The 19,602-nt window shown below is 70.2% G+C and carries 16 protein-coding genes; 6 read left to right on the top strand and 10 right to left on the bottom strand.

Features of this window, described 5'->3' with window-relative positions:
• Nucleotides 1–97: 97 nt before the first annotated feature.
• The 7 genes from HT102_RS08345 to HT102_RS08315 are packed head-to-tail and all read right to left on the bottom strand — an operon-like array spanning nucleotide 98 to nucleotide 8,416.
• Nucleotides 98–1,744 (bottom strand): AMP-binding protein, encoded by a 1,647-nt coding sequence (locus HT102_RS08345; protein ID WP_192039120.1) that lies wholly within the window; start codon nucleotides 1,742–1,744, stop codon nucleotides 98–100.
• A gap of 23 nt (nucleotides 1,745–1,767) precedes the next feature.
• Nucleotides 1,768–2,631 (bottom strand): alpha/beta fold hydrolase, encoded by an 864-nt coding sequence (locus HT102_RS08340; RefSeq protein WP_192038965.1) that lies wholly within the window; start codon nucleotides 2,629–2,631, stop codon nucleotides 1,768–1,770.
• Nucleotides 2,628–4,883, bottom strand: a complete 2,256-nt coding sequence (locus HT102_RS08335; RefSeq protein WP_192038964.1) for an acyl-CoA dehydrogenase — start codon at nucleotides 4,881–4,883, stop codon at nucleotides 2,628–2,630. Before HT102_RS08335 ends, HT102_RS08340 begins: the two co-directional genes overlap by 4 nt.
• A gap of 11 nt (nucleotides 4,884–4,894) precedes the next feature.
• Entirely contained in the window at nucleotides 4,895–5,764 is an 870-nt protein-coding gene (locus HT102_RS08330) for an SDR family oxidoreductase (protein ID WP_192038963.1), read from the bottom strand.
• Nucleotides 5,765–5,816: 52 nt separating this feature from the next.
• Nucleotides 5,817–6,692, bottom strand: a complete 876-nt coding sequence (locus HT102_RS08325; protein WP_192038962.1) for a MaoC/PaaZ C-terminal domain-containing protein — start codon at nucleotides 6,690–6,692, stop codon at nucleotides 5,817–5,819.
• A 7-nt stretch (nucleotides 6,693–6,699) separates the two neighbouring features.
• Complete coding sequence (locus tag HT102_RS08320) at nucleotides 6,700–7,131, bottom strand: type II toxin-antitoxin system Rv0910 family toxin (RefSeq protein WP_192038961.1); 432 nt, start codon at nucleotides 7,129–7,131, stop codon at nucleotides 6,700–6,702.
• Between the two features lie 55 nt (nucleotides 7,132–7,186).
• Nucleotides 7,187–8,416 (bottom strand): lipid-transfer protein, encoded by a 1,230-nt coding sequence (locus HT102_RS08315; protein ID WP_192038960.1) that lies wholly within the window; start codon nucleotides 8,414–8,416, stop codon nucleotides 7,187–7,189.
• Nucleotides 8,417–8,527: 111 nt separating this feature from the next.
• On the opposite strand from HT102_RS08315, the gene HT102_RS08310 reads away from it, so the two are divergent.
• The 5 genes from HT102_RS08310 to HT102_RS08290 all read left to right on the top strand — a co-directional run bounded on the left by HT102_RS08310 (nucleotide 8,528) and on the right by HT102_RS08290 (nucleotide 14,656).
• The gene (locus HT102_RS08310) at nucleotides 8,528–9,262 is read left to right on the top strand and encodes a TetR/AcrR family transcriptional regulator (protein ID WP_192038959.1); all 735 of its coding nucleotides are present in this window, start codon (nucleotides 8,528–8,530) and stop codon (nucleotides 9,260–9,262) included.
• A gap of 12 nt (nucleotides 9,263–9,274) precedes the next feature.
• On the top strand, nucleotides 9,275–10,657 hold the full coding sequence (locus tag HT102_RS08305; RefSeq protein ID WP_192038958.1) for a condensation domain-containing protein: 1,383 nt from the start codon (nucleotides 9,275–9,277) through the stop codon (nucleotides 10,655–10,657).
• Nucleotides 10,658–11,093: 436 nt separating this feature from the next.
• On the top strand, nucleotides 11,094–12,485 hold the full coding sequence (locus HT102_RS08300) for a condensation domain-containing protein (protein ID WP_192038957.1): 1,392 nt from the start codon (nucleotides 11,094–11,096) through the stop codon (nucleotides 12,483–12,485).
• A gap of 51 nt (nucleotides 12,486–12,536) precedes the next feature.
• Nucleotides 12,537–13,934 carry a non-ribosomal peptide synthetase family protein gene (locus HT102_RS08295; protein ID WP_192038956.1) on the top strand — a complete coding sequence of 466 codons (1,398 nt, stop codon included), beginning with the start codon at nucleotides 12,537–12,539 and terminating at the stop codon, nucleotides 13,932–13,934.
• Between the two features lie 257 nt (nucleotides 13,935–14,191).
• Nucleotides 14,192–14,656 carry a tRNA (cytidine(34)-2'-O)-methyltransferase gene (locus HT102_RS08290; protein ID WP_192038955.1) on the top strand — a complete coding sequence of 155 codons (465 nt, stop codon included), beginning with the start codon at nucleotides 14,192–14,194 and terminating at the stop codon, nucleotides 14,654–14,656.
• A 23-nt stretch (nucleotides 14,657–14,679) separates the two neighbouring features.
• Here the strand turns inward: HT102_RS08290 and HT102_RS08285 are convergent, their stop codons facing one another.
• Nucleotides 14,680–15,441, bottom strand: a complete 762-nt coding sequence (locus HT102_RS08285; RefSeq protein ID WP_192038954.1) for a thioesterase II family protein — start codon at nucleotides 15,439–15,441, stop codon at nucleotides 14,680–14,682.
• Nucleotides 15,442–15,491: 50 nt separating this feature from the next.
• Nucleotides 15,492–15,620, bottom strand: a complete 129-nt coding sequence (locus tag HT102_RS16165) for a hypothetical protein (RefSeq protein ID WP_269902752.1) — start codon at nucleotides 15,618–15,620, stop codon at nucleotides 15,492–15,494.
• Nucleotides 15,621–15,749: 129 nt separating this feature from the next.
• On the opposite strand from HT102_RS16165, the gene HT102_RS16160 reads away from it, so the two are divergent.
• Entirely contained in the window at nucleotides 15,750–15,884 is a 135-nt protein-coding gene (locus tag HT102_RS16160; RefSeq protein ID WP_269902751.1) for a hypothetical protein, read from the top strand.
• A gap of 43 nt (nucleotides 15,885–15,927) precedes the next feature.
• Here the strand turns inward: HT102_RS16160 and HT102_RS08280 are convergent, their stop codons facing one another.
• Complete coding sequence (locus HT102_RS08280; RefSeq protein ID WP_192038953.1) at nucleotides 15,928–19,218, bottom strand: error-prone DNA polymerase; 3,291 nt, start codon at nucleotides 19,216–19,218, stop codon at nucleotides 15,928–15,930.
• Between the last annotated feature and the right edge of the window lie 384 nt (nucleotides 19,219–19,602).

Below are 19,602 nucleotides of genomic sequence, written 5' to 3'. Positions count from 1 at the left end.
GCCCACCAGGAAAGCGCTGCTCAGGATGGTCCTCCGCAATGCTTCCGCGCACGGCTAGCGCCGCAGAATTGACCTTTTCCCGCAACCTTTCAACCTATCAGTGCCGCGCGCTCCCATCCATTGTGATGACCGTCTCTGTATCCTGCAGCACATTTCGAAGCAGCTTGCCGGTGGCATTGCGCGGCAGGCTCTCGACGATCACTACGTCGCGGGGAACGGCGAGCCTGCCGAGCTGGGCCCGGATGTGATCGCGAACGGAATCCTCGAGCTCCTCGCCTGCTGCCCCGCCCCCGCTGGCGGGCACGAGGTACGCCCGTAACCGGTGCCCGAAGTCCGCGTCGGGCACCCCGATCACCGCGGCATCGCTGACGCCTGGATGCTCGAGCAGGCTGTTCTCCACCGCCACGGGATGGATGTTCTCGCCACCCGAGACGATCATGTCGTCGGCGCGGCCGTCGATGTAGAGCAGCCCCGACCAGTCCCAGTGGCCGATGTCCCCGGTATCGAGCAGGCCACGGTAGGTCTCGCGGGACCGGCCATCGGTGTAGCCCTCGAACGAGAGCCCGCTCCCCACGAATACCCGTCCGCGCCGATGCGCCCCGGTCACCTCGTTGCCATCCTGATCAACGAGCTTGACCTGGCATCCCGCGGGCGGCCTGCCCACGGTGCCCGGTGCTCGCCGCAGCTCATCGGGCGTGGCGACCGAGGCGACAGCGACCTCGGTGGAGCCGTAGAGGTTGTGCACCACGTCGCCGAACCGGGCGGTGGCGCGGCGATACAGCTCCGGGGCGAGCGCGGATCCAGCAGTGAGGAGCACCCGCAGCGACGAGGTGTCGCGGCGCTCCGCGGCGGCAGCATCCGCCTCGAGCATGCGGTGGAGCATGGTCGGCACGACGATCAGCGCATCGGCACCGTGCTGCTCGATCGCCGCGAGCGCGGCCGAAGGGTCGAACCGGCGCGCGAGCACGACGGTGCTGCCGAGCGCGAGGGCGAGCAGCAACTGCGACAGTCCCGTGCCATGGAAGGCGGGCGCAGCGATGACTGTGACCCCGCCCGCGCGCAGCGGGATGCGGTCGAGGAACTGGCCTGTCGAGAGGATCGACGTCCGTTCCCGTGGCGCGCCCTTGGGGATCCCCGTGGTGCCGCTGGTGAGCAGGACGAATCCGCGTGCGGCCCGGGGCACGGGCAGTGGCAGCGAGGGCGGGAACAGCATGAGATCGCTGACCGTGGGGCAGGCGCGCCGCGCGGGGGCCTGTGGATCATGCCAGCCGAGGTAGGTGGTCACCGAAGCAGGCGCATGCTCGACGATCGCGTCGAACTCGCAGTCGTGCACCAGCGCGTCGATATTCTCCCGCTCGGCGATGGCGCGCAGTTGCGGCCCGGAGAACCCAGTGTTGAGCAGCACCAGTCGGGCACCGAGCTTGCCGGCGGCCAGCATGGCGATCACCAGGTACCGGTGGTCGCGGCATAGCGTCGCCACCACCGATCCGCTGCCGAGCCCGCACGAGCCCCAGGCCCTGGCCAGCGCGGTCGATCCCTGGTCGAGCTCCCAGTAGGTCATCGGCCCGGCATCGTCGATCAGTGCCACGCTGTGCGGCGCGCGACCGAGCGGCACTTGCAGGGCGCCGACGAATGGTCCTTGCCGCCGGAGGACCCGAACGGACCGGAGCGCTAGGTCGGGACGGGCGAGCGGCACGATGCCGGAGGCGATCATGGCGCGAGCACCGCGGACGAGCCCCACCATGCGGGGCGCGCTGCGAACCGGATTCACTGAACGATCTCATTTCTCTCGGGTCCGTCCTGGCCGTGCGGGGTGCCCAGCACCTCCTCGAGGAGCGTGGCGAAGGCGCGGGGCCGGTCGTGCTGCGGGCAGTGCCCGCAACCGGGGAGGACGGCGCTGGTCACGTGGGGGTGGGCGAGCAGGCCGCGGCCGGTGCGCGGGGGCGTCAGCCAGTCATGCTCGCCCCAGACGAGGTGCACGGGCATCGGCAGTGCCGCGATCAGGCTCGGCAGGTCCAGCCCATCGAGGGCGCGCAGCACTTCCCGGGCCTTGGGCAGCAGCGCGACGACCGTGCTCGGGTGGGGGTAGTTCTCCCGCACGGCGCGGCGCGCTGCGATGTCGAGGCGCTTGCGGTGCCGTGCCGCGGCGCTGAAGAGCAGCTCGAACACGGTGACCGCGGCGCGGGCTGGGAGCCTGCCCGTCAGCGCGCGCAGCATCGCCTCGGCGCGGACCGAGGAGGCGCGCGACCACAGCGGCGGCGTCGGCGCGAGCCCCGGCACGTCCGCGAGGACGATGCGGTCGATCAGGTCCGGCGCGTGGGCGGCGGCATGGGCGGCGGCGACGCCCCCGAGGGAGTTGCCGACGATCGTGGTGGTCCCGCCGCGGCCGTGCTCGCGGGCCATCGCGAGGATCAGGTCGCGATAGGCGTCGAGCAGGGGCAACGGCCAGGCCTCGGCCGACCGCCCGAAACCCGGCAGATCGATCGCCACCACGGTGCGCTCGCGCGCGAGGAGCGGCTGCACGCGATGCCACCCGTCGGCGCTATCGGAGAACCCGTGCACGAGGATGACAAGGTCCTCCCCCGAGCCCTGGACGATGGCGCGGCCCGGCCGTGTGATGCCCTCGGTCACCGCGCGGCCACGGGCTCGGCGTCCCGGGGCAGGCCCAGCATGCGCTCGCCGATGACGTTGAGCTGCACCTCGGTGGTGCCGCCGTAGATGGTGGTGGCCCGGCCGGCGATGAGCTGCTCGATGGCCTTGTCGCTGGGCTGTCCGGGCACGGCCGCCGTGCCCGCGGGGCCGAGCTCCTCGACGACGAACTCGGAGATCGCCTGGCCGAGCGACATCGCGAGCAGCTTGCCCACCGATGAAGTGGTGCTGACGTCGATGCCGGCGAGCTGCTTGAGGACGACGCGCGCGCCGATGAGGTCCACGGCCTGGCTCTCGGCGAGCAGCTCGCCGAGGCGCACCATCGAGGTCGGCGAGAGGTCGCGGCCGCGCGCGAAGTCCAGCAGGTCGCGGTCGGTGGCGTAGGCCTCCATCTTCTGGCTCAGCGCCACCCGCTCCCCGGCAAGGGTGGTCCGGGCTACGTGCCACCCGTCGTTGATCCTGCCGACGACATGCTCGTCGGGGATGAATACGTCATCGAGGAATACCTGGTTGAACAATGCTGATCCGGTCATCTCTCGCAATGGCCGGACGGTGATGCCGGGGGTGGACATGTCGAGCACGAAGTAGGTGATGCCCTGGTGCTTGGGCTTGTCGGGATCGGTGCGGGCGATGAGCATCGCCCAGTCCGCGAACTGCGCGACCGTGGTCCAGATCTTTTGGCCGGTGACCCGCCAGCCGCCGTCGGCGCGCACGGCCCGGGTGCTGAGCGAGGCGAGGTCCGATCCTGCGCCGGGCTCGGAGAAGAGCTGGCACCACACCAGTTCGCCGCGCAGCGTGGGGACGGCGAGGTCGCGCTTCTGGCTCTCGCTGCCATGCGCGACGATCGCCTGGATCGCCCACCCGCCCATGAGCAGCTGCGGCATGGCGATCCCGGCAGCGTCGAGTTCCTGGGCGATGATGATCTGCTCGAGCGGCGCGGCGGCGCGGCCGTATGGCTCGGGCAGGTGCGGCTGCACCCAGCCCCCATCGCCGAGGGCGATGAGCTGCTCGTCCTCATCGGTGATCCTGGCGATCGGCTCGAGGGCGGCCCGGATGCGCGAACGGATCGCAGCGGCCTCGGGCGGCAGCTCGATGGCGGAGCCACGCGTGGTCCCGGCCAGAGCGGCCTCCGCCACCTGGCGCGCGTGCACATCATGATGATCGAGCGCGCCACGGATGGCCAGCGCCCGCCGGTAGTAGATGTGCGCGTCATGCTCCCAGGTGAAGCCGATGCCGCCGTGCACCTGGATGCAGTCCTGGGCGACGGTGACCGCGGCGCGGGGCACGATCGTCGCGGCGATGGAGGCCGCGAGGGACGCGGTAGCGTCGTTGTTGTCGAGGGCGCTGGCGGCATCCCAGATGACGGCGCGGGCCTTCTCGAGAGCCACCCCCATGCGGGCGCACAGGTGCTTGACCCCCTGGAACTGGCCGATCGGTCGGCCGAACTGCTCGCGGACGCGGGCATACTCCGCCGCGGTCGTGACGCACCAGGACATGATGCCGAGCGCCTCGGCGCCGAGGAGCGCGGTGGCGAGGGCCTGGCCGTGCGCGTGGCCGAGCCCGTCGAGGATGCGGCCGGTGCTGATCCGCGCGCCGCGGGCCTCGATGCGCGCGGAGCCGCGCAGCAGGTCGATGCTGTCCTGGGCCGTCGCGTGGACCGAGGCGGCGTCGACCGCGAGCCAGATGGTCTCCCCATCGCCCACGGTCGCGGGCAGGACGATGATGTCCGCGTGCTCGGCGGAGATCACCGCATCGGCGTGCCCGTCGAGGATCAGCCCATCGCTGTCGCGGGAGGTGGTGAAGGTGCCGCGCAGGGCGACGGCGGCCACCCTTTCCCCGCTAGCGAGGGAGGGCAGGAGCTCCACCCGTGCCTTGGAGTCCGAGGCGCTGATCATGGCGCTCGCGAGAACGGTAGGCACGAATGGCCCGGGGGCGATGCGGCGCCCGAGCGCCTCCAGCGCCACGGCGAGGGTGAGGATCCCGTAGCCGCTGCCGCCGTGCTCCTCGGGGATGGCGAGCCCGAGGAGCTCCTGGGCTGCGAGGTCGGACCAGAACGGCGGGGTGCGCTCCTCGTCGGTCGCGTCGATCTCGGCGCGGACGTCATCCGCGCGGATGTAGCGCTCGGTGAAGGCCCGGACGGAGTCGGCGAGCGCGCGATGCTCGTCGAGGATGCCAACCCCATGCTCGATCGCCCGGAGGGCCGTGGTGGAGGTCTCTGTGGTGGCGGATGCCATGGCGGTGCCTTTCATCCCAGGCGGTCCGCGAGATCGCGGACCGTCCAGGGGCCGTCGGACTCGATGGTGGTGCCGCCGGTCCAGCCGTGCAGCTCGGTGATGGCGCCGCCCTGGACGGCATAGACCTTGCCGGTGAGCTTGCACTCGGGGTGGGCGAGCCGGACGACGAGCGGCGCGATGTTGGCGGGGCTGAAGGGGTCGAACTCCCCCTCTGGGACCTCCTCCGCGAAGATCGCGCCCATGCCGGGGGTGGCGAGGGTGAGGCGCGTGCGGGCGATGGGGGCGATCGCGTTGACACGCACGCCGTAGCGCTCGAGCTCGTCCGCCGCGACGAGGGTGAACGCGGCGATGCCGGCCTTGGCCGCGCCATAGTTGCTCTGCCCCGCGTTGGGCATGAATGTCCCCGAGGCGGAGGAGGTGTTGATCACTGCCGCGTTGACGTGCTCGCCGGCCTTGGCGCGCGACTTCCAGTAGGCGGCCGCATGGTGGGTGGGCGCGGCATGGCCCTTCAGGTGGACGGCGATGACGGAATCCCACTGCTCCTCGGTCATCCCGGCGAGGAACGCATCGCGGAGGATGCCGGCGTTGTTGACGAGGATGTGGAGGTCACCGAACGTGTCGATGGCCTGCTGCACGAGGCGCTCGGCGCCGTCCCAGGTGGCGATGTTGTCGGTGTTGGCCACGGCGGTGCCGCCGGCCGAGTGGATCTCGTCGACGACCTGCTGGGCGGGCCCGGCGTCGGTTCCGGTGCCGTCGTTGGCGCCGCCGAGGTCGTTGACCACGACGCGGGCTCCCTCGGCGGCGAGCAGGAGGGCGTGCTCGCGGCCGATTCCGCGGCCGGCCCCGGTGACGATGGCGACTTTTCCGTCGAGCGTGTTCATCGTGGATGGCTCCTTGGTTGGGCTAGCGGATCTCTCGGGCGGATCTCTTGGGCTAGCGGAGCTCGATCAGTCCGTCGGTGAGGACGGGGGTGTCGGCCACGCTGGTCTCGAAGTGATAAGTGCTTGCTCGCTGCGGGCTCGCCCACATGCGCGTGGTGATGTCCTGCCCGGGCAGGACGGGCTTGGCGAAGCGGACCGCGAAGCGCAGGAGCCGCTCGGTCTGGTCGTCGGCGAGCCCGGTGAGCGCTGCCCACGAGGCGAAGGCCATGGTGCAGAGCCCGTGGTTGATGATCCCGGGCAGCCCGGCCATGCGGGCGATCTCGTCATCGAGGTGGATGGGCATGGGATCGCCCGAGGCCGGCGAGTAGCGGTAGGTCTGGTCCTCGTCGATATGCTGCTCGACCGTCGCCATGGGTGCTTGCTCGCGCAGCGTGTCATCGAACCGGTGCTCCGGGGCTTGCTCCCCGCGTGCTTCGCCGGCATCGACGTTGCGGAAGAAGGCGGTCATCCATTGCTCGTTGACGAGCTCGCCGCCGCGATCCCTGGATTCGGCGTGGACGACCACGGTGGGGCCGTTGGGCCGGCCCGTGAAGCCAATGGGCCGCGATCGCACGGTGAGCTGGTCCCCGGCGAGGATGGGCCGGTGGAAGCGGAAGTCCTGCTCGCCGTGGACGAGCTTCATCAGCAGCTCCGGTGGCGCGACCGACAGCGCGGCCGGTGCCATCGAGAAAAAGACCGGCACGACCGCGAACACGGGTGGCGCGACGGTGCCGTCGCGGTGCCGGGCGATGGGGTCGTTGGTGGCCGCGGCATAGGCGGCGATGCGCTCCGCGGTGACGTCGAAGACCTCGGGCTCGGTCCATTCGCCGAGGCCAGAGGAGGTGAACGCGACGGTCAGCGAGGCTGGGGGGCTGGCGGGAGGCGTCATGGCGGGCTCAGCCAAGCAGTTCGGTGAACTTCGCGATGGACGTCTCGAGATCAGCCCGGGCGTTCTTGGCGACGGCCTTGCCGATCGGCCCGACGATCATCGTGCCGGTGAAGGAGGCGTCGATGGTGACGTTGGAGCCAGCGCCGTCGGGAGCGACCGAGAGGACGAACTCCACCTGCACCCCGGCCATGCCGGTGCCCGAGATCCGCACGAGGCGGGGGGCGTCGTACTCGTCGACGTTCCATTCGATCTTGTTGGCCATGCCCATGACCGAGACGACCTGCGTGATGGTGGTGCCGGCGCCGATCTCGGCGGGGATCTCGCCCTTCCACTTGACGTGCATGGTGAGCCACTCGTCCCAGCGGGAGAGGTCGCAGAGCAGGTCCCAGGCCTTCTCGGGAGCGGCGGGGACGTGGGCGGAGACGGAGACGGATGCCATGAGGGTTTCCTTTGATCGAGGGGTTGCCGTTGAAGGGGTTGCTGGGGTGGGCGGGCTAGCGCTCGGCGGGCCGGTACGCGGTGACGACCACCGCGCCGCCGAGGCCGATGTTGTGCTGCAGCGCCACGCCGCTTGGGGTGGCGGCGCTGTAGACCTGGCGGGCCCCGGCGGTGCCACGCAGCTGCCAGGTCAGCTCGGCGCACTGGGCGAGACCGGTCGCGCCGAGGGGGTGGCCCTTGGAGATGAGGCCACCGGAGGGGTTGACGACCCAGCGCCCGCCGTAGGTGGTGTCGTCGTTGTCGATGAGCTTGCCGCCCTCGCCGGGCCCGCACAGCTCAAGGGCCTCGTAGGTGATGAGCTCGTTGGTGGAGAAGCAATCGTGCAGCTCGATGACGTCGATGTCGTCGGCCGTGATGCCGGCCTGCCGGTAGACCTGCTGGGCGGCGACGCGGGTCATGTCGCCACCGACGAGGCTGATGGCGCTGTTGTCATCGAAGGTGGAGCGCATGTCGGTGACCATGGACTGGCCGACGATCTCCACGGCTTGGCGGGAGAGCCCGTGCTCCTCGACGAAGCGCTCGCTGGCGAGGATGGCCGCCCCGGCGCCGTCGGAGGTCGGGGAGCATTGCAGCTTGGTCAGGGGCGCGTAGATCTGCTTGGCGCCGAGCACCTCGTCGAGCGTGTACTCGTCCTGGAACTGCGCGTAGGGGTTGTTGCGGGAGTGGCGGTGGTTCTTGACGCCGATCTTCGCGAAGTGCTCGGCGGTGGTGCCGTAGCGCTCCATGTGCTCCCGCCCGGCCGCGCCGAACATGTAGGGCGCCGGGGGCATGGCGAACTCCTGCAGCTCGGCGAGGGCGAGGAGGTGACGCATCATGGGTTGCTCGCGGTCGTCGAACGTGGAGCCGAGGGAGCCGGGCTGCATCTTCTCGAAGCCGAGGGCAAGGGCGCAGTCAGTGGATCCGCCGCGAATGGCCTGCGCGGCGAGGAACAGTGCCGCGGACCCGGTGGAGCAGTTGTTGTTGACGTTGACGATGGGGATGCCGGACATGCCCAGCTCATAGATCGCGCGCTGGCCCGAGGTTGATTCGCCGTAGACGTAGCCGGCGTAGGCCTGGCCGATCTCGTGGTAGGCGATCCCGGCGTCGTCGATGGCGTTGATGCCGGCCTCGCGGGCCATGTCGGGGTAGTCCCAGTCGCGGGAGCCGGGCTTCTCGAACTTCGTCATGCCGACGCCGACGACGTAGACCTTGTTGTGGTTCGTGCCGCGGATGCTGTTGCGGGCCATGGTTCTTGCTCCTCTGGAGAGTCGAGCCCAGGTACCTGAGTCATCGTGTATCAGCAATCTATGTGATCCAACGTGTTACACACAAGGGGTTTGTTCGATAATCTTTTCGGCGTGCCCAGGACAACTCACCGCCCTCCTCGCCCGGACGAACGCCCCACGGACCGCCGCGCCGTGCGCTGGGAGGACCACAAGGCAGCCCGCCGCCAGCTCATCCTCGACTCCGCGCTGACGGCCATCGAGGTGGACGGGCCCGCCGTCGGTGTCTCCCGCATCGCTGAGCACGCCCACGTCACCCGGGCGGGCATCTATCGGTTCTTCCGCGACCGCGCCGATCTCGACTACCAGATCCGCGCGCACATCGCCGACAAGGTCCTTGCCGATCTCGCGCCCCGCCTCGACCTCTCCCGGACCCCCACCGAGCTCATCCACGACAGCGTCCACGCCTACATCTCCTGGACCACCGAGCACCCCCACCTGCACCACTTCGTGGGCTCCCGCGCATCCCGCAACGGCACCGCCGGCCCCGACGTCGCCACCACCGCCAAGACCACGATCGCCACCCAGATCGCCGACCTCTTCACCGCGGTGCTCGATGCGCTCGACGCCGACACCTCCAGCGCCGGGCCCCTCGCCTTCGCGCTCGTCGGCCTCGTCGACGCCACGGTCAACCGCTGGCGCCGCAGCCGCGTCCCCGAGGCCGCGCAGCTCGAGAGCCTCCTCTGCGGCTGGACGCTGCAACTGATCAGCAGCAACATGGAAGCCCTCGGCGTCGCCTTCGACCCGCACATCCCGCTGCAGACCACCATGGACCGCGCTTACGCTGCAGCAGGCGAGCGCGCCGATTAAGCTCCTATCGGCATGGAGCTCACCACGATCAGCCGCTACCAGCCGCAGCCCGGCACGATCTGGGAATGGCCCGTCACCACCACCGGGCCCATAGCCCGCTCCCCCATCGCCCCCTCGTTCAACCAGCAGTTCCACCTCGCCGGGGCCGCGGCCGACCCCGACGGTCGCAGCGTCTGGCTCGCCGCGGCGTTCACCGTCACCCACGCCCTCGACCGCGCCGCGCTCGCCACCGCGCTCGCCGCGTTCCTGCGCCGCCACCCCACCCTGCGCAGCGAGTTCCGTGAGCAGGACGGCACCATCACCCGGCACATCCACGCCAGCACCACCATCGCCGAGCCCCAGCAACTCCCCCACGACGCCGCCACGCCCCGCCAGATGCAACAGCTGCTCGCCCGCCTGCTCGGCGAGCACTGCAGGCCCACCCGCTACCCCGCCATGCGCTTCCTCGCCATCGAGCACGGCAGCACCGCCACCATCATCGCCGCGTTCGACCATGGCCACGCCGACGCCTACTCGATCGCGCTCGCCATCCACGAGCTCTCCCGCGACTACCTCGCCGCGCGCCACGGCACCCCGATCGACACCGGGGACGCCGGGGACTTCGTCGCCGACACCGCCCACGAGACCGCCATTGCCCCCACCCCCCGCGAGGACTGGCGCATCCAGCGCTGGCTGCACTACCTGCGCTCCTCCGGCGGCACCGCGCCCTCGTTCCCCCTGCCGCTCGGCGTGGGCGAGCCCGGCACGCTGCACCCGCAGGCCGACGACTCCCGGCAGCTCCTCGATGCCCACCAGGCCCGCCACTTCGAGAAATGGGTCCGCACCCACGGCGGCAGCATGTTCAGCGGGCTCGCGACCTCGCTGGGCATGGCCACCAAGGCCTGCGGCGGCCCGATCCGGCAGGACATCCTCATGCCCGTCCACACCCGGCACCGGCCACTCTCCGACCGCACGTTCGGGTGGTACACCAACACGGTCGCGCTGACCATCAACGTGCCCAGCGCGAGCTTCGCCACGAATCTGGCCGCCAACCACGCCGCCTTCCGCAGCGCCCTCGAGCTCGCGCCGGTCCCCCACGCGCACGTGCTCACCGCGCTCGCCGACGAGTTCCAGCGCACTCGCCAGGACGTCTACATGCTGTCCTACATCGACTACCGCGCGCTGCCCGGCATCGCCCCTGGAAACGGCGCCGCCACCTGCACCGATCCCGTGCACATCAGCAACTCCACCGTCGCCGACGACGCCCAGTTCTGGATCTGGCGGGACGAGCGCGGCATCTTCCTCCGCTCCCGCTACCCGCGCACCGACGCCTCGGGGCACGTCATGCAGGCGCTGTGGACCGAATGGCGCGAGGCACTGCGCGCGCCTGCCACGCCGCCGCGCGCGCGCAAGTGAGATATCACGCTCGGCCATGCCTGCTGTGATGGCTCCCACGGGGCGCTCGCGGCGGAGGAGTCGTCACAGCACGCCCCGTTCACCCCGCGTTGGGCGCCGCGCAACGCCGCGAAACATGGATGCAATCGCCTTAACCGCGCCGAGAACAATAACGAGCGCCACGGCGCCCGAAAAACGATGAAGGCGACAATCACGACGCATTCGCACCTTGCTCGCGGCGGAAACAATTTACCCAGCCCATTCCGTGACGAGACAACAAGCGTACTGGGATGAAGCGAAATACCGGGCACCGCAGGATTATTCACATCCGCGGAACTATTTCAAGCGTGATCCGCCCCACCCCACGGCGCGACCGCCACCAGGACCGGGAGCTCCTTACGATCAATCCATCGCAAGCCACCAGAAAATAAACCCGGAGATTGGCGAAGGGGCCACGATGGAATACACCGAGCTCGATCAATACCCGCTCCCCGACGGTCGCCTCACCACCTGGACACCCGTGGTCGCCCGCGGCGCCTGGGCCCCGGACGCCCGCCCGCTCTCCTCCGCGCACCGCGAGCACTGCGACCGCGCTGATCGCACCACCGACCGCCCCGGGCGCGGTAGCTGGATCGGCTCCGCCTTCCGTATCGAGCGCCCCTACTCCCCCGAGGCCATGCGCGCCCTCATCACTACCTGGTTCGCCCGCCACGAGGCGCTGCGCACCACGGTCCTCCCCACGCCTGCCGGCTGGGCCCGCCAGACGCTCCCTGTCGACGCCATCGACGCCGTGCCCGTGCCCGTTCTCCGCGCCCGCACCGGGGCCGAGGCCCGCGACTTCCTCACTGAGCAGTTCGAGACCGCCCTCTCGCCGCTGTCCTGGCCGCACTGCATCCTCGCCACCGTTGAGCCCGGCCCCCTCGAGCCCGGCAGCGACGACGGATCGTTCCTCTGCATCTTCGGCGCGGACCACTCCGTGATGGACGCCTACAGCCAGGTCATCGCCATCAGCGAGCTGCGAGCGCTCTACAACGACATCGTTGACGGCACCCACCACACCACCGCGAAGGCATACGGAAGCCATCTCGACTTCGCTGTCGTCGAGCAGAAGGCCTGCGAGGCGCTGACCACCGAGGCCCCCGCCGTGCAGGCCTGGCGCGACTTCCTCGCCCAGCACGACCACCAGTTCCCCGCCTTCGGCCCCGTCGAGCCAGCTACCGCTACCAGCAGGCAAGCCAGCCTCTCCCGATGGCTCCTCGACCTCGACGAGGCGCAAGCCCTCAACACCGCCTGCCGCGCCCACGGCTTCAGCTCGCAGGCCGGCATCCTCGCCGCGCTCGCGCTGGCACAGGCCCGCACAGGCGGCGGCACCAGGTTCTCCACGATCATGCCCGTGCACACCCGCGTCCACGAGAGCTGGGCCGAGTCGATGGGATGGTTCGTCAACATCGTCCCCCTCGAGCTCACCGTCGCCCACGGCAACGACCTCCCTGGCGCGCTCCAGTCCGCCACCCGTGCGCTCGCCGCCACCAAGCCCCTCGCGCTCGCCCCGTTCGCCCGCGTCGCCGAGTTGCTCGGCACCACCGCGACACCCCGGTTCGTCGTCTCCTACGTCGACATCCGCTACCTTCCCGAGGCCGACCGCATGCCCGACATCCAGGGCCGCGCGCTGCGCTCCAACAGCTACAGCAGCAACGAGGTCTACTTCTGGATCAACCGCACTCCCCACGGGCTCAACGTCTCGACCCGCTATCCCGATACGCCCCAAGCGCACCTGGCGATCGAGATGTTCCTCAGCGAGCTCGCCACGGTGCTGCGCAGCGCCAGCACCACGCCCATCGCCGCCTGAGCTTGCCGCTCGAGCCTCCGACGAACGATCCCCGATCAACAGGAGGACCGCTTGATCCGCACCGCCCTCTCCGAGTGGAACGCCACCGGAGGAATACCCGTGATCGTCGCGCCCGCGCCGCGCCCCGGATCCGCGCCGCACGAGCACCCGGCCAGCTTCCTGCAGCTCGATCACCTGCGCGCCGCGAGCGCCAGCCGGGCAGCGGGCCAGCCCTACCGGGCATTCATCGGGGGCCTCACGCGCATCGACCGGCCGCTCGACCGCGCTGCCCTCGCCGCGGCCGTCACCGGCTTCAGCATCACCCACGAGAACACCCGCACCGTCTTCGAGGAACGCGACGGAAGCTACGCCCGCTTGGTCCATCCCCCGGATGGCATCGAGACCATGCTGAGCGCGGACAACCCCGTCTGCAGCGCCGATGCGGCCCGCCACATCGCCGAGCATCTCGCTAGACAGTGCGTCCCGTGGAGCGCGCCGGGCTGCGCTTTCGGTGCCATCGACCACGGCGGCTCGTTCACGCTGTACTACGGCGCCGATCATGCCCTCACCGATGGCATCTCTCACGGCCTCGCCCTGGGCGAGCTCGCCCAGCGCTACCTCGCCCATGCCGACGATGCGGCTTTTACCTTCCCCGCCGAGCTCGCCCAGCCCCACACCGCCTACCCCCTGCGCGAGTCCGAGGCGGCCCGCCGCTTCGCTAGCGATCCTGGCCTGCACCAGCGATGGGCAGGGATCTTCGCGCTCGGCGACTGGCGCATCCCGCGCTTCCCGCTCGATCTCGGACTCCCGCCCGGCGAGACCGCGCCCGTGCGCATCATCTCCCACCACCTGCTCGACGATGCCGGGGCCACGGCTTTCGAGCAGGCGTGCGCGCGGGATGGAGCACGGCCCAGCGGAGCGATCTTCGCGGTCCTCGCGCTCGCCGAGCACCAGCTCACCGGCTCCACCACCTACTTCGGGCTCACCGTGCTCTCCACCCGCTCCCCCGAGCATGCCCTCGCGCAGGGCTGGTTCTGCAACTTCGTGCCCGTCGCGTTCCCGCTCCCTTCGGACCTGTCCTTCACCGCGCTGCTCCCCCGCGCCCAGGCCAGCTTCGACACCGCGAAGGACCTCGCGCCCACGCCCGTGCACGCCGTGCTCGCGCGGTTCATCGCCGAGGGGCGCCTCGCGCCGCCGACCAGCACTCCGCAGATGGTGAACTACCTCGATACCCGGCACATGCCCGGCGCGGGCACCGAGGCCCACCGCAACGGGCTCATCTTCACCGGCGAGGGCCGCACCAGCAACGCCAACATGTGGCTCGTCCGCACCGAGGATGGGCTGTTCCTCAGCTCCCAGACCCCCAGCACCCCGCGGGCGCAGGAGGTCCTGGCGCGCTATTTCGCGACCGTCCGCGACATCATGAGCTCGATCGCCCGGACTGGCGAGCACCGGCCTTCGGTGCTGTAGCGGGTTTCGCGAGCTGGCGGACTACCGCCGGTTGCGCGCGTCGGCCGCCCGGGGCCGCCGGTTGTGTTACCAAATGCACCCTCGATCGCGCCTTCCTGGGTGCAAAGCATCACACAACCGAGGCAGGTTCGGCCGGTGCAGCGGGGGTAGCGGGGCAGGTTCGGCCGGTGCAGCGGACGGGCAGCTGTGACGGGAACGGCGGCGGGATACCCATCCCGGGTTGGGACTGGCCGCCCCGACCCCGGAGAATGGGTGTTGTGTTCCGAGTGATGTTCCACGAGCCCCGCATCCCGCCCAATACCGGCAACGCCATCCGGCTGGCCGCCGCCACGGGCAGCGAGCTGCATCTCGTCGGTCCGCTCGGGTTCGACCTGAGCGAGCCGAAGCTGCGCCGCGCCGGGCTCGACTACCACGACCTTGCCTCCGTCACCGTGCACGAGGACCTCGAGGCAGCCTGGGCAGCGCTGCGCCCGGAGCGCGTTCATGCCTTCACCGCGCACGCCACCACCCCGCACACCGAGATCACCTACGATCCGGGCGACGTGCTGCTGTTCGGCCCCGAGCCGACGGGCCTGTCCGCCGAGGTGCTCGATGATCCCCACGTCACCAACAGGGTGCGGATCCCCATGCTCGCGGGGCGTCGCTCGCTGAACCTCGCCAACTCCGCGGCCGTGGCGGTGTACGAGGCCTGGCGGCAGCACGGCTTCCACGGAGCTGTGTAGGCCACGCGGGCAGCGGCCAGCGCCTATCCGCCGATGACGGTGGCGATGTTCTTGGCGACGGCCTCGGTCTGCTCATCGAGGTAGAAGTGCCGCCCGGGGAAAGTGACGAGGTCGAACGGACCGGTGGTGTGGCGGGCCCATTCGCGGGATTGCTCGACGGTGACGGTGGGATCGTCGTCCGCGACGAAGACGGTCAGCGGGCAGTCGAGCGATGGGGTAGCTGACTGGTAGTGGTAGGTCTCGACAGCCTTGTAGTCATTACGCACCGAGGGCAGCACCATCTCGGCGATCTCGGGCACCTCGCGAAGGATCTGCACGCTGGCGGGGTTGTTGGCGAGCCGCTCGAGCTCGGTGATGAGATCCGCATCAGTGGCCTTGTGGAACGCGGTGTCGCGCGGATGATGCGGTGGGATCCGACCAGAGATGATGAGGTGGGCGGGCGCGGCGCCACGCTCGTGGAGCGCGCGGGCGGTCTCGAAGGCCACGCTCGCCCCCATGCTGTGCCCGAACAGCGCGAGCGGCCGACCAGCGCTGCGGGAAGCTGTGATCGCCTCGGCGATGGCGCTGGCCGTGCCCTCGATGGTGTCGATCATGGGGTCATCGAGGCGGTCCTGCCGTCCTGGGTATTGCACCGCCGCCACCGCGATGCCGGGCGCGAGCTCCTTGGCAAGGCCGTGGTAGGCGCTGGCGGACCCGCCGGCGGGCGGGAAGCACACCAGGTCGGTGCGGGGCGTGCCGGGCGTGGTCTTGAAGGTACGCAGCCAGGGGGAGCTCGCGAATGCCATGCGGTGTCCTCGGGGTGGGTCGTGCTGGTATGGGTCTATCCGGCACCACTCTAGCGGGGCCCGGGAAGGTCGATAGCAAAGCGCTTGCGACGCGAGGTGGCACCCTTGAGCAGGGCGAGGATCCCCGCGACGAGTGGCTGCCGGGCACTCTGGGGCTTGAAATACGCGTCGATAATCATCGGTGGGTGGTGTTCCGCTCCTGCCGGGCCGGGCGCAGCGCTAGAATTCCGGGCATTCCACGGATCATTCCGGCAGCAGCAGTTGCCCGGCCAGCATTGATAGCGGCAACATCGACATAGGGGGCGCTCGTGTTCTTTCCCTTGACCCTGGACCAGGCATTCCAGCTCGGCCAGCATCTTGCCTGGTTCATGTGCGAGATCGGCCCAGCGCTGTTCCAGCCCTGCTCGGGGCCGGTGCCGTTCGTGCCGTTCCCGTTCCCCTGATCCTTCCCTGACGACGGTCCTCGACCACGGGCGTCAGGTCGCCTCACTGGAAGTCCCGTGAGCGCGTGGCCGCCATGCGCAGGTCCAGGGCATTGAGCTGGTCAGCGATGATGGTCGCGGTCCCCTCGGCGTTCTGGATGATGCCCCGTACGAGCAAGGCCGTCGCGGTACGGGCGAGGACGCGGTAGCGCTTCCACAATCCCGGCGAGCACAGCACGTTCACCAGGCCCGTCTCGTCCTCGAGGCTGAGGAATGTCACGCCCCGCGCCGTGGCCGGGCGCTGCCGGTGGGTGACCGCCCCCGCGACGAGGATGCGCTGCCCATCCGGCACCGCGAGCAGCTTGTCGGCGGGCGTGACGCCGAGCGCGTCGAGATGCTGGCGCAGGAACTCGGTCGGGTACTGGTCCGGGGTGATGCTCGTGGCCCAGGCATCGGCAGCGGCCAGCTCGAGCGCGCTCATGCCCGGCAGCGACGGAGTAGTGGCGACAACCGTCCCCGGCAGGTGTCCGCCCGTCGCGCGCGCGGCCGCGCCAGCACCCCAGAGGGCTTCCCGACGATCCAGCCCCAGGCTCGTGAACGCCCCGGCCGTGGCGAGGGCCTCCAGCTCCGCGGTGGACAGGCCCGCGCGGCGGGACAGTTCCTCCAGATCCTGGTAGGGACCGTGCTGCTGCCGCTCCCGCACCAGCGTGGCCGCGGTGGCGGTGCCGATCCCCCGGACCGCGGCAAGCCCGAGCCGCACCTCGGTGCCCTGCTCCTCGAGGGTCGCGTGCTCGAGGCTGGCGTTGATATCGGGACGGTGCACGCGCACGCCATGGCGCCGGGCATCCGCGCCGAGGGACTGCGGCGAGTAGAAGCCCATCGGCTGGGCGCGCAGCAACGCCGCGCAGAACGCCGCGGGATGGTGCAGCTTGAACCATGCCGAGTAGAAGACCAGGGCGGCGAAGCTCTGGGAATGGCTCTCGGGGAAGCCGAAGTTGGCGAAGGCCCGCAGCTTCTCGTAGATGCGGTCCGCGGTGGCGCCCGTGATGCCATGCAGCTCGCGCATGCCGTCGTAGAAGCGGGCACGCAGGCGCTCCATCTTCTCCGGGGACCGCTTGGACCCCATCGCGCGGCGCAACTGATCGGCCTCGGCAGCACTGAACCCCGCGATGTCCACCGCGATCTGCATCAGTTGCTCCTGGAACAGCGGGATGCCCAGTGTCTTGCCGAGGGCTTTCTCCAGGGCCGGATGATCATAGGAGACCGGCTCGGCACCGTTGCGGCGCCGGATGTATGGATGCACCGAACCTCCCTGGATGGGGCCAGGGCGGATGAGCGCCACCTCCACGGCCAGGTCGAAGAAGGCACGCGGCCGCAGCCTCGGCAAGGTAGCCATCTGGGCGCGGGACTCCACCTGGAACACCCCCACCGAGTCGCCCTCGCACAGCATGTCGTAGACGGCGGGCTCGGCGAGGTCGAGGCGGGCCAGATCGACCGCGATGCCCTTGTGCTCGGCCACGAGATCGATGGCGTAGTGCAGCGCCGAGAGCATGCCCAGCCCCAGCAGATCGAACTTGACCAGCCCAGCGGCAGCGCAATCGTCCTTGTCCCACTGCAGGACGCTGCGGCCGGGCATGCGTGCCCACTCCACCGGGCACACCTCGGCGATGGGACGGTCGCAGATCACCATGCCGCCGGAGTGGATGCCCAGGTGGCGCGGATAGCCCTCGAGCTGCGCGGCCAGTTCCAGCACCGGGCGCGGGATGCTGGAATCCGCGTCCACGCGCACGCCATGCCAGCGATCCACCTGCTTGCTCCACGCATCCTGGGACCCCTGCGGGAAGCCCAGCGCCCGCGCCGCGTCGCGCACCGCGGACTTGCCCCGGTAGGTGATCACATTGGCGACCTGGGCAGCGTGGGTCCGGCCATAGCGGGTGTAGACGTACTGGATCGCTTCCTCCCGGCGGTCCGACTCGATATCGAGGTCGATATCGGGAGGCCCATCACGCTCGGGGGCCAGGAACCTCTCGAACAGCAGCCCATTGGCCACCGCATCGACATTCGTGATGCCCATCGCGTAGCACACCGCGGAGTTCGCGGCCGAGCCCCGGCCCTGGCAGAGGATGCCGTGGCCGCGGCAGAACCCGACGATGTCATGCACGGTGAGGAAGTAGCCGGGAAAGCCAAGCTGCTTGATCACCCGGAGCTCATGCTCGATCTGCTGATAGGCACCCGGATGATCGGCGGGCGACCCATACCGCTCGCGCGCACCGGCTATGACGAGCTCGCGCAGCCAGCTGTCCTCGTCGTGGCCGTCCGGCACGGCGAACGGGGGCAGCCTCGGTGCTATCAGTCGCAGGTCGAACGCGCATTCGCGACCGATCTCGGCGGCCGTGGGCACCGCCTCCGGATAGTGCGCGAACAGGTGCGCCATCTCCTCGCCCGGCCGCAGGAAACCCTGCCCCACCGGGGGCAGCCAGCCGGAGACCTCATCGAGGCTCGCCCGGGATCGGATCGCCGCCATCGCGTGCGCCAGCCGCCCCCCGGCCGGAGTGGCGTGGTGCGCGGCCGTGGTGGCGACCACCCGCAGGCCGTGCGCGCGGGCAAGCCGGTACAGGGCATCATTGCGCTCATCGTCATCCGGCAGGCCATGGCAGGTCAGCTCGACGGCCACGTTGTCGCGGCCGAACAGCTCGACGAGCTCGCGCAGCGCGGCCTCCGCGGCCGAGGGCCCGCCCCGCTCCAGCGCCGCCCGCACATGCCCCTTGCGGCAACCCGTGAGGATCTGCCAATGCCCCCCGGCAGCATCCGCGAGGCCCGCGAGATCAAAGCGCGGAGTGCCCTTGTGCTCGCCCTCGAGATGCGCGTCGGCGATGCAGCGGGAGAGCCTGCGGTAGCCCTCCGCGCCCCGCGCGAGGACCAGCACGTGCGCCCCCGGCGGATCCGGGCTTCCTGTGCGGGGCTCGCTCGTGCCCACGGTCAGCTCAGCGCCATAGATGGTGCGCAGGCCCAGCTCGCGGGCGGCCTCCGCGAAGCGCACCACCCCGTAGAGGCCGTTGTGATCCGTGATGGCCAGCGCCTCGAGCCGCAGCTGGGCCGCCTGCTCCGCCATCTCCTCCGGATGGCTCGCGCCATCGAGGAAGCTGAAAGCCGTGTGGGCATGCAGCTCCGCGTACGGAACCGTGGCAGGGCGTGGTTCCTCGCCACGAGGATGCGCCGTGTAGGGCTCGCGGACGCGGGACCAGGCGGGGCTATCGTTCCCATCCCCTGGATGCGCCTCCTCCCGCGGGGCCGGGCGGCCCGAGAGGATCCGCTCCAGCTCCGGCCACGAGGGCGGGCCATCGGACCATCCCATGCGCGTCCCCCCTTCCCTCGGGGCCTGGCCATGACCAGGCTCATCGAGCCCGTCTAGCTGGCTTGCTCGACTGGCGTACCTGCTTGCGCACCTGCTGGTTCGGTCGGCTGGCTCGGTCGGCTGGCAAGCAGGTGCTCGTGCGCGGGGAAGGCGACGCACCACAAGAATACTAGAACATACGTTCGATAGGGGCGGATCATGCAAGGGCCGCGGCGAGGCTCCCGCCTCCGCGACTCCTTAGCGCTCGCTGAGAATTGTCATCTCTTCCTAGGACAACGTGGCCTTTGGTGGCCATACTGGCACCACCGGACACGATCCCCTGCCGACACCCGGCAGGGACACCAACGAGAGGACACCACCATGCTCCCCGACATCACACAGATC

This window comes from Lolliginicoccus lacisalsi (assembly GCF_014841105.1).
Taxonomy (GTDB): Bacteria; Actinomycetota; Actinomycetes; order Mycobacteriales; family Mycobacteriaceae; genus Lolliginicoccus; species Lolliginicoccus lacisalsi.
This window is presented reverse-complemented; position numbering and strand designations above follow the sequence as displayed.